Genomic DNA, 9,293 nt, shown 5'->3' with positions numbered 1-9,293 from the left:
TGCCCGGCTTGACGTCGCGGTGCACGACGCCGATGCGGTGCGCGGCGGCCAACGCGGCGGCGATCTGCCCGGCCACCCGGACCGCCTCCGGCCAGGGCAGCGGCCCGGTCCGCAGCCGGTCGGCCAGGTTGTGACCGTCGACGAGCTCCATCACCAGGTACGGGACCACGACGCCGTCGGCCAGGGTCGCCTCGGCGTAGTCGTACACCTGGGTCACGTGTGGGTGGGTCAGCCGGGCGGCCGCGCGGGCCTCGCGTTGGATGGTGGCCCGCAGCTGTGGGTCGGTGGCGAACTGCCCGGCGAGCACCTTGATCGCGACCGGCCGCCCGAGCACCTCGTCGTCGCCTCGCCACACCTCGGACATGCCGCCGAGACCGATCCGCTCGTGCAGTACGTAGCGGTCGTGGAGGCGGAGGGTGGGCATGAGCGGTGACATGGCTTCACCAGTCTGCCTGGCAACGCCGCACTCGACCACTCTGCGTGCCCGGCCCCACACTGTTCGTCCCGTGCGTACCGGAATGGGGTTGGTTCGGGTCAGGAGCAGCGCGGGGTGCCGGGCAGCGGTCGCGGCTGGATGCGGTCGGCGAGCCGGCGCAGGGCGAGGGCGGTGGCCTGCCGGGTCGGGGCGAGCAGGGCCCGGCGGGGGTGTTCGACCTGGACCGGAGCGTCCGGTCGGGCCGAGTTGACGTGTCGGTTCACGGCGTCGAGCGCGGTGAGGTATCCGGTGGGAAGTTCCATGGTCAACTCCTCGGGACAGGTCCGGTGGAGCCCCGGACGACGAGAGCGGTGGGCAGCAACACATGACCGGCCGCGGCGTCCGCGGGCGGGTCGAGTAGCAGCTCGGCGGCGATCCGGCCCTTCTCTTCGGCCGGTTGCCGAACGGTGGTGAGGCCGGCCGCGGCGGCCTCGGGGACGTCGTCGAAGCCGGTCACCGAGACGGTGGGACGATCGTGCGCCGGCCGGGCGGCCAGGGCGTCCAGCACACCGAGCGCGAGGACGTCGGAGCCGGCCAGCACGGCGGTCGGAGGTGCGGGTTGGTCGAACAGCCCGGCGATGGCCGCGGCGGCCGCCGGGCGGCTGTTGCCGGGGACGTTGACCAGGGTCAGCTCGGCCCAGCCGACGCCGACCTCGGCGAAGGCGTCGGCGAACCCGCTGAGCCGACCTCGGGTGGTCGGATGCGGCACCTGGTCGACCCCGGCCAGGGTGAGCGGGCCGGCCGGCGTGTCGGGCAGCACGGAGTCGGCGAGCAGCGCCACCCGACGGTGGCCGAGCCCGGCGACGTGCGCGGCGGCACTGCGCGCGGCGGCTCGCTCGTCGATGCCGACGAACCGTTCGTCGGCGCTGGCGTCGTCGCGGGCGGCGGTGCTGACGAACGGCAGCCCGCGTTGGCGGATCACGTCCAACGCCCACTCCTCGTCGGCGACGCAGTAGACGCAGAACCCGTCGACGGCGGCGTTCTCCACCGCCTGTCGGGCGTCGGTCACCGCCCGCGGCAGCGGCACCAGCAGCATGCTCGTGCCGTGCCGCTCGGCCGCCGCGCCGACACCGGCGAGGAAGCGGACCGCGAACGGGTCGGTGAAGGCGTACGACAGTTGCGAGGTGAACAGCACCCCGATCGACCCGACGAAGCCCCGGCGCAGGGAGCGCGCGGTGGGGTTGGGGCCGGGGTACCCGAGTTGCCGGGCGGCGTCCAGGATCCGCTCGCGCAGGGTGGCGGAGAGCTGGTCGGGGCGGCTGTAGGCGTTGGACACGGTGCTGCGGGAGACGCCGACGGCGTCGGCCACGGCTTGCAGTGTTGGCTTCACCCGACACCTCTCTGTATCGATCCAGTCTGAATCGATACAGAGATTAGCCCGACCAGTCGGCGTCGGTCAATACGTGCGCTGAGAGTCCCGCCTGAGGAACCTGGGTGGTCGAGGGTCAGGCCGGGTAGAGGTCGTCCAGCAGACCGCCGAGAATCTCCGCCGTCCGCTCCGGCGGCTCGGCCTCGACGCAGAGCCGCTCCATGGCCACCGCGTAGTAGTCCAGGTCGTCGCGCTTGTCGAGGTAGATGGCGCTGGTGAGCTGTTCGATGTAGACGATGTCCGGAAGCTCCTGGTCACCGAAGCGCAGGATGGTGAAGGCGCCCCCGGCGGCGGCATGGCCACCGGCGGCGAACGGGATGACCTGCAACCGGATGTGCGGCGACTTGGTCGCCTCGATGAGCGCGGTGAGCTGACCGCGCATGACCTCGGCTCCGCCGATGGGCCGGCGCAGCGCCGCCTCGTCCACCACGGCCCATAGCTGCGGCGGGTTCTGCCGCTGGAGCAACTGCTGACGCTGCATCCGCAGCGCGACACGCCTGTCGATCTCACCCGGACCGGCCGCGCCGTGCCCGAGCAGCACGACCGCCCGGGCGTACTCGCGGGTCTGCAGAAGGCCGGGCACGAACTGCACCTCGTAGCTGCGGATCAGCGCGGCGGCGGCCTCCAGGCCCAGGTACGACTGGAACCAGGACGGCAACACGTCGCCGTAGCGGTGCCACCAGCCGGGGCTGTTCGCGTCGCGCGCGAGCTTGAGCAGCGCGTCGCGCTCGTGGTCCTCGGTGACGCCGTAGAGGGTCAACAGGTCGGCGACGTCGCGCTCCTTGAAGCCGACCCGACCCAGCTCCATCCGACTGATCTTGGATTCGGAGGAGCGAATCTCCCAGCCGGCGCCCTCCCGGGTCACCCCGCTGGACTCCCGGAGACGGCGCAGTTGGGCGCCGAGCAGAATGCGCAGCACGGTCGGCCCGGTTGTCGGGCCGCCCTCGGCGGGAACCATCGTCACGTGCGGACCTCCGGACACCGACCCACGACGGCCGGGCGCCCCGGCCCGGCCGACGTGTAAGCATGCCATGGACCGACAGTGAGGTGAACTCCTCCGCGCCGGTGAATAAGTCCCGTCGCCGGGACGACCCATCCCCGGGCGGTCAGTTGATCAGATGGTCGAAATCTCCGTCCCGCGCACCGAGAACGAAGGCGGCGATCTCGTCCACCGTGTAGATCAGCGCCGGCCCCTCCGGGTGTCGTGAGTTGCGGACCGCGATGCCCGCTCCCTCGGGCAGTTCGGCGAGTTCGACGCAGTTGCCGCTGGGGTTGCTGCGGCGACTCTTCTGCCAGCTCAGCGGAGGCAACTGGTGGATCGGTACGCCATTGGGTGGCTGCTGCATGGGGGCGTCTTTCTGTTACGAGCCCGCCGGTGGCCGTGGGAGGAGCGGTGACGGCGAGGGGGTGCGGTATCGACATTGGACGGTTCTGCACGTGCATCTGCTATTGCATCTGCATCCGACGGCGAGCATGATAACGCACATGATCGGTGCCCATCCGTTCACTTTGCGTTACCTCGGCACGGGCAACGATCAGGCAAAACTGGGCCCGACGCGGCACGCCGCGTCAACCGAAGACTGGAGGCGGTCGCGGCGATGGGAGGGTTCGTGCCGGATCCGATGAGTGTCGCCTCCGGCGTCTGCGCGGCGGGCGCGCTGCTCTCCTCCTGGCAACTACGCCGACGGGCGGTGCGCGCCGAGGCCGAGATCGGCCACCTCCAGGCCGAGTTGGCCGCCGAACGGCACGCCGCCAGCCACGACCCGCTCACCGGGCTGCCCAATCGACGCGCCTTCTACCGCCTGGCAGCCGCCCTGCTCACCGACGCCGCCGGCCAGCCGCTGATCGCCGTGGTGCTCGACCTGGACGACTTCAAGCAGATCAACGACCGGTACGGGCACGCCGCCGGCGACCAGGTGCTGATCAGTGTGGCCGAGCGGCTCGCCGGCTTCGCCGGGGACAATCTCGTCGCCCGCCTCGGCGGCGACGAGTTCGCCGGGTTGCTCTCCAGCCCCACCGTCGACCGGCGCTGGATCGAGCACTCCACCCGCCGGCTCAGCGAGACCGTCGCCGCGCCGATCCGGCTGAGCGGGTGCAGCGTCCGGGTCACCGCCTCCGTCGGGCTCGCCCCGGTGACCGGCCCGGCCCAGCTCACCGACGCGCTCAGCCGCGCCGACGCGGCCATGTACCAGGCGAAGAGCCTCGGCGGCGCCCGGTCACCCCGCCAACTGGTCGACAGCGCGTTCCTCGCGGAGCGCTGACCGGTCAGGTGACGGGTGCGCCGAACCACCTCGGCAGCTGGCTGAGCAGGTCGGCCTGATCGTCGCCGACCCACGCCACGTGGCCGTCGGGCCGTAGCAGTACGGCGGGCACGTCCACCTCCTCGCTGACGTCGACGACGTGGTCGACCCGCTCCGCCCAGCCGGCGACCGAGAGCTGGCCGGTCTGGTCGAGCAACAGGCCCCGACCGCCGTGCATCAGTTCGTAGAGCCGCCCCCGCTTCAGCCGTACGTCACGCATGTGGCGCCCGAGCATGTCGTGGCCCGCGCCGAAGTCGTAGCGGACCCCGATCGCGGTGATCTTCTCGGTCAGGTACCGGTTGACGTCCTCGAAGTCCAACAGCTCCGACAACAACTGGCGCACCGACTGGGGCCCCGGCTCAGGTGAGAGCAGCAGCATCTGCGCCCGGGTGTTGTTCAGCACGTCCGCGGCCACCGGATGCCGTTCGCTGTGGTAGCTGTCCAACAGCCCCTCCGGCGCCCAACCGTTGAGCTCGGCGGCCAGTTTCCAGCCGAGGTTGAACGCGTCCTGCAGGCCGAGGTTGAGCCCCTGCCCGCCGGTCGGCGGGTGGATGTGCGCCGCGTCGCCGGCCAGCAGCACCCGGCCGACCCGGTAACGCTCGGCCAGCCGGGTGGCGTCACCGAAGCGCGAGAGCCAGCGCGGTGAGTGGACGCCGAAGTCGGTGCCCGCGTACACCCGCAGTTGTTGTTTGAAGTCCTCGATGGTCGGTGGGACCGTGCGGTCCTCGACCACCCCCTCGGCCGGGACGAGGACGCGGTACACCCCGTCCCCGAGGGGTCCGAGACCGAACCGGAGATGGGTCCTGCGAACCTCGGCCACCACCTCGGCCACCGTCTCCGGCGGCACGCCCACCTGCATCTCACCCAGCAGGGTCTCGACGCTGCTGGGCTCGCCGGGAAAGCCGACACCGAGCAGCCCGCGTACGGTGCTGCGACCGCCGTCGCAGCCGACGAGGTAGCGCGACCGCAACCGCGTGCCATCGGCCAACCGCACGGTCACCCCGTGGTCGTCCTGGCTCAGCCCGACCAGTTCGCTGCCGCGCCGGATCTCGACGCCGACCTCGCTGGCGTGCTCGCTCAGCAGCCGGTCCGTGGTGGTCTGCGGAATGCCGAGAACGTACGCGTGGGCGGTGTCCAGCCCGCCCGGCGACGGCTTGGGGATCGCGGCGAAGAAACCCCCGACCGGGTACTGCTGGCCGAGCGCGAGGAACGGCTCCAACAGACCTCGCTGGTCCATCACCTCGATGCTGCGCGCGTGCAGGCCGAGCGCCCGGACGTAGCTGGTCGGCTCGGTCTCCCTCTCGAGCACGAGCACGTGCAACCCGTGCAGTCGCACCTCGCTGGCCAGCATCAAGCCGGTCGGTCCGCCGCCGGCAATGATCACATCGATCATGGAATCCCCCGATTTTCCCAGATTGGGCGTCGGTTGGAGATTCTGCGGCACCACCCGGGTCTTGCCGCAAGGCCCCTGGTGCGATATATGTTGGAGGTGGCAGAGAGCGGATCCGCTCTTTGCCTTACTTTTTGTCCAACGTCGAGGACATGGCCGCTCAGCGCCGCCGGGCAAGATCGCGCAACGCCGCGTCGGCGAGGGTGACCAGACCCACCGGCGAGACCAGCCCCCGCACGATCCGCGCCGCCCGGCTCCGGTCGGCCGCCTCGGCGTCGAGGTCCACCGCCTGGCGGGTCCAGTCGCCGAGGTCGTCCAGCGCGCGGACCGCGAGGAACCAGGCCAGGCGCACCGGGTCGACATCGGCCCTGCCGTATCCGGTGAGCGCGGCCCGCTGCTGCTCGGGAGTGATCGGCGCGAAGGCGAGCACCCCGCCGAGGACGAACATGAGGTCGCACTCGGGCGGGGCGAGCACCGCGTCGTCCCAGTCGATCAGCCAGACCCGCCCGTCCGCGCCGAGCAGCAGGTTGCCCAGGTGCGGGTCACCGTGGCAGACGACGTTCGCGCCGGGCCGGTCGCGCTGCTCGACGGCACGGCGCTCGACCTCACGGGTCAGCACCGCCAGCCGGTCGGCCACCGCAGACCACACCCCCGCCAGCTCCGCGACCAGCGGGTCCGCGAGATCCGCCGGGTCCGGATCGCGCAGCCGCGCGGCCATCGCGCGGGTCGCGGTCACGATCGAGGGGTACGCGGCACCGCCCGCCGGTAGCAGCCGGCTCAGCTCGTCGGTCACCGGCACCGCGTGCACGGCGGCCAGCACCTCGCCGTACGCGCGCCAGTGCGCGCCGGTCATCGGGCCGTCGAGCGCCCGCTGGTCGGAGACCCACGGCACCACCGAGAGGCGGCGGCCGTCGTGGTCGAGGGACAACCGTCCGTCGTCGGACCGCAGCGGCGCGGCGATGCCCGGCACCCCCTGCTCGGCCAGGTACGCCGTGACGACCAGGCCGGCCGGGGTGCCACGACCGCTCAGCTTGACCGCGTACCGGCCGCCATCGGGGGTCTGGGCCAACCACAGTCGGGCGTGCTGGTCCGCCCCGGAGGTGACCCGCTGCATGGTGGACACCCGCAGGCCGAAGCCCGTCCGTACCTGTTCGGCCACCTGCCGTGCGACGTCCTGCGCCATGCGGACACCATGCCAGCGCCCCGGCCACCGACCCCAGCGACTTTGCCGGTCGCGCCGCGCTGCCAGCCGTTGGCCGAGCGCGTCGCGGGTGGCCAGCGGGACCAGGATCGCCCGCCCGGGCGGATCGGCGAACACCGCGCTGAGGGGATCCGTTGTCTGCTGCCGACCGCACCGGGCCGGGGTGTTCTGAGACGTCCTATCCGGGTATGGGAAGCCAGTACTCGAATTCGACCGCCGAGAGGAACCGATGTGGCGACCATTCGCGCCCTCGTACTCAACTGCACCCTCAAGGCGTCGCCAGCGCCGTCGAGCGCCGAGCAGCTCGGTCGGGAGGTGCTCGCCGAGTTGGCCGCACAGGGCGTGGAGGGCGAGTTGATCCGGGTCGTCGATCACGACGTGCGTTTCGGGGTCTCCACGGACGAGGGCGACGGCGACGGTTGGCCGGCGATCCGGGCCAAGCTGATGGCATCCCAGGTGCTGATCATCGCCACGCCGATCTGGCTCGGTCAGCCCTCCAGCGTCTGCAAGATGGTCCTCGAACGCCTCGACGCCGAGCTCTCCGAGACCGACGCCGAGGGCCGGCTCCGCACCTACGGCAAGGTGGCCGGTGTCGCAGTGGTCGGCAACGAGGATGGCGCCCACCACACCATCGGCGAGGTGCAGCAGGCCCTCAACGAGGTCGGGTTCACCATCGCCGCCGCCGCCGCGACCTACTGGGTCGGTGAGGCGCTGCACACGGTGGACTACCGCGACGCCGGCCCCAAGCCCGACACCACCGGCCGCACCACGAAGGCCCTGGCGCTCAACACCGCACACCTGGCCCGGCTCCTCGCCGACCAGCCGTACCCGCCGCCGGACGCGAAGAGTGCGGCGGTCGGCCCGAGCCGCGAGTAGACCTCACCGCCAGGTGCGTCACTGCCCGGGCTGCCCCCTGCTGGGGCAGCTCGGCGGGCGGCTCGCTACCCGATCCGCCCCGGCGCGGTCAGCGCCAGCCGTAGCCGGCGCGCAACGCCTGCCCGACCCGGTCGAACCGAGGCCGATCCAGCACGGCACCCTCCCGGCGGATGCTGTCCTCGCGCATGGTGAGCACCCGGTCCAGCCGGACCCAGCTCGGCCGGTTGTCACGGTCCCACTCACCCGGCCCGAGCGCGAACCAGTGCCGCTGGCCGTCCCGCTCGCTCTGGCTGGACAGCATCAGCCCGAACAGGGTCCGGCTGTGCCGCCCGACGACCAGCACCGGCCGGTCCTTGCCCTGGCGGGGGTCGTCCTCGTACGGCACCCACGTCCAGACGATTTCGCCCGGGTCGGCCTGACCGTCGCGCTCCGGAGCGTAGGTCAACTCCCGACGCTGCAACGCGCTCACCTGACGGCGGCGGGCCACCTGCGCGGGGGCCGGCCCGGTACGCCGGGGCGACGGGATCACCGCACCGACCCGAGAGATACGCGCCGCGACATTCCTCAACAGACCAGCCACGGCGGGCAGCCTACCCGCCGCCGAAGCGGGCGGTACGACAGACTGGCCCGATGGACGAGCTGCCCCGCGACCTACCGATCCTGGAGCGACGCGCGGTGCGGGTGGTGGTCACCGACGGCACCGACCGGGTGTTGCTGTTCCACACCCATGACCCGGACCACCCCCGGCTGGGCACCTGGTGGGAGCTGCCGGGCGGCGGCATGGATCCCGGTGAGACCTATCGCGACACGGCGGTGCGGGAGCTGCGGGAGGAGACCGGCATCGTGGTCACCGTCGACCAGGTGGGCGCGCCGACCTGGCGGCGGCGGGCGAGCTTCCTGCACCGTCAGCTACGGCACGTCCAGGACGAGGTCGTCGTCGCCGTACGACTGACCGGCACCGGCCCGGACGTGGACGAGGCGCACCGGCTCGACTACGAGCGGGAGGACTACTTCGGCTTCCGCTGGTGGCCGTTGCCCGAGGTGGAGGCCAGTCGGGAACGGTTCTACCCCGGGCAGCTCCCCCGGCTGATCACCCCCTTCCTCGCCGGCACGGAGATCGACGAGCCGTTCGAGCTGTGGTCGTGAGCCGGGCCGGCGGGCAGAGTGGGGGCATGAGGACCGATCTGCACGGGCCGCTCTCCGCGTACGCCGCGCGGCTGCACGCCACCGTCGGCGACCGGCACCACGTCGCCTCCCCGCTCGGCGCCTGGCTGCTGCTCGCGGTCGCTGCCACCGCAGCCGGCCCCGAGCCGGCCACGGAGGGCGACGCGCCCCCGGGGCTGGCCCGCGCCCTGGGCGCCGACCTGGCGAGCGCGGCCGAGGTGGCCCGAGCGCTGCTGGACGCGCCGCACCCGCTGGTCGGGTCCGCCACCGCGCTCTGGCACCGATCGGGGCAGGGCGACGGCGGGCCGACGGCGTGGCGGGCCGCACTGCCGACCACGACCGAGGTCGGCGTCCTGCCCGACCAGGCCGGGTTGGACGACTGGGCGCGCGAGCACACCCTCGGCCTGATCGAGACGTTTCCCCTGCGGGTCGGGCCGGACGTGGTGCTGGCCCTGGCCAGCGCGTTGGCCACCCGGGTGTCCTGGGCGACCCCGTTCGACGTCGCCCAGGACACCCGG

11 protein-coding genes and 1 pseudogene are annotated in these 9,293 nt (G+C 72.3%); 4 read left to right on the top strand and 8 right to left on the bottom strand.

The genetic code is table 11. From position 1 onward, the window contains the following. From PSH25_RS07535 to PSH25_RS07515, 5 genes are all read right to left on the bottom strand, one after another. Nucleotides 1-436, bottom strand: a 436-nt coding sequence (locus tag PSH25_RS07535) for a serine/threonine-protein kinase (protein ID WP_238658309.1), incomplete at its 3' end; no start/stop codon positions are given. A gap of 98 nt (nucleotides 437-534) precedes the next feature. Continuing rightward, nucleotides 535-738, bottom strand: a complete 204-nt coding sequence (locus tag PSH25_RS07530; protein WP_238658308.1) for a hypothetical protein — start codon at nucleotides 736-738, stop codon at nucleotides 535-537. A gap of 2 nt (nucleotides 739-740) precedes the next feature. Continuing rightward, nucleotides 741-1,784 (bottom strand): LacI family DNA-binding transcriptional regulator, encoded by a 1,044-nt coding sequence (locus tag PSH25_RS07525; RefSeq protein ID WP_238658307.1) that lies wholly within the window; start codon nucleotides 1,782-1,784, stop codon nucleotides 741-743. Between the two features lie 136 nt (nucleotides 1,785-1,920). Continuing rightward, entirely contained in the window at nucleotides 1,921-2,802 is an 882-nt protein-coding gene (locus tag PSH25_RS07520; protein ID WP_274527128.1) for a Sco1979 family transcriptional regulator, read from the bottom strand. A gap of 148 nt (nucleotides 2,803-2,950) precedes the next feature. Beyond that, the gene (locus tag PSH25_RS07515) at nucleotides 2,951-3,190 is read right to left on the bottom strand and encodes a DUF397 domain-containing protein (RefSeq protein ID WP_091406718.1); all 240 of its coding nucleotides are present in this window, start codon (nucleotides 3,188-3,190) and stop codon (nucleotides 2,951-2,953) included. A 264-nt stretch (nucleotides 3,191-3,454) separates the two neighbouring features. Between PSH25_RS07515 and PSH25_RS07510 the strand changes: the two genes are divergently transcribed. After that, nucleotides 3,455-4,105, top strand: a complete 651-nt coding sequence (locus tag PSH25_RS07510; protein ID WP_238658305.1) for a GGDEF domain-containing protein — start codon at nucleotides 3,455-3,457, stop codon at nucleotides 4,103-4,105. Nucleotides 4,106-4,109: 4 nt separating this feature from the next. Here PSH25_RS07510 and rox read toward each other — a convergent pair whose 3' ends face one another. Beyond that, nucleotides 4,110-5,537, bottom strand: a complete 1,428-nt coding sequence (gene rox / locus PSH25_RS07505) for a rifampin monooxygenase (RefSeq protein WP_238658304.1) — start codon at nucleotides 5,535-5,537, stop codon at nucleotides 4,110-4,112. A 157-nt stretch (nucleotides 5,538-5,694) separates the two neighbouring features. After that, a complete protein-coding gene (locus PSH25_RS07500) occupies nucleotides 5,695-6,717 on the bottom strand; it encodes a phosphotransferase enzyme family protein (protein ID WP_238658303.1) in 1,023 nt (340 codons plus the stop codon). A gap of 249 nt (nucleotides 6,718-6,966) precedes the next feature. On the opposite strand from PSH25_RS07500, the gene PSH25_RS07495 reads away from it, so the two are divergent. Beyond that, the gene (locus PSH25_RS07495) at nucleotides 6,967-7,611 is read left to right on the top strand and encodes a flavodoxin family protein (protein WP_238658302.1); all 645 of its coding nucleotides are present in this window, start codon (nucleotides 6,967-6,969) and stop codon (nucleotides 7,609-7,611) included. An 88-nt stretch (nucleotides 7,612-7,699) separates the two neighbouring features. Here PSH25_RS07495 and PSH25_RS07490 read toward each other — a convergent pair whose 3' ends face one another. Next, on the bottom strand, nucleotides 7,700-8,191 hold the full coding sequence (locus PSH25_RS07490) for a type II toxin-antitoxin system PemK/MazF family toxin (RefSeq protein ID WP_030336385.1): 492 nt from the start codon (nucleotides 8,189-8,191) through the stop codon (nucleotides 7,700-7,702). A gap of 50 nt (nucleotides 8,192-8,241) precedes the next feature. Between PSH25_RS07490 and PSH25_RS07485 the strand changes: the two genes are divergently transcribed. Then, nucleotides 8,242-8,757, top strand: coding sequence for an NUDIX hydrolase (locus PSH25_RS07485; RefSeq protein WP_238658301.1), 516 nt, complete (start codon nucleotides 8,242-8,244; stop codon nucleotides 8,755-8,757). 26 nt (nucleotides 8,758-8,783) lie between these two features. Next, nucleotides 8,784-9,293 (top strand): annotated as a pseudogene (locus PSH25_RS07480) (hypothetical protein); the annotation flags it as partial.

The organism is Micromonospora foliorum, from assembly GCF_022229015.1.
Lineage (GTDB): Bacteria > Actinomycetota > Actinomycetes > Mycobacteriales > Micromonosporaceae > Micromonospora > Micromonospora foliorum.
Note: the sequence above shows the minus strand (reverse complement) of the source record. Positions and strands in the feature narration are given on the sequence as shown.

Excerpts from the sequence above, each read along its gene's own strand:
- PSH25_RS07530 (WP_238658308.1), bottom strand. The coding sequence starts at position 738 with ATGGAACTTCCCACCGGATACCTCACCGCGCTCGACGCCGTGAACCGA.
- rox (WP_238658304.1), bottom strand. The coding sequence starts at position 5,537 with ATGATCGATGTGATCATTGCCGGCGGCGGACCGACCGGCTTGATGCTG.
- PSH25_RS07515 (WP_091406718.1), bottom strand. The coding sequence starts at position 3,190 with ATGCAGCAGCCACCCAATGGCGTACCGATCCACCAGTTGCCTCCGCTG.
- PSH25_RS07520 (WP_274527128.1), bottom strand. The coding sequence starts at position 2,802 with ATGGTTCCCGCCGAGGGCGGCCCGACAACCGGGCCGACCGTGCTGCGC.
- PSH25_RS07485 (WP_238658301.1), top strand. The coding sequence starts at position 8,242 with ATGGACGAGCTGCCCCGCGACCTACCGATCCTGGAGCGACGCGCGGTG.
- PSH25_RS07500 (WP_238658303.1), bottom strand. The coding sequence starts at position 6,717 with ATGGCGCAGGACGTCGCACGGCAGGTGGCCGAACAGGTACGGACGGGC.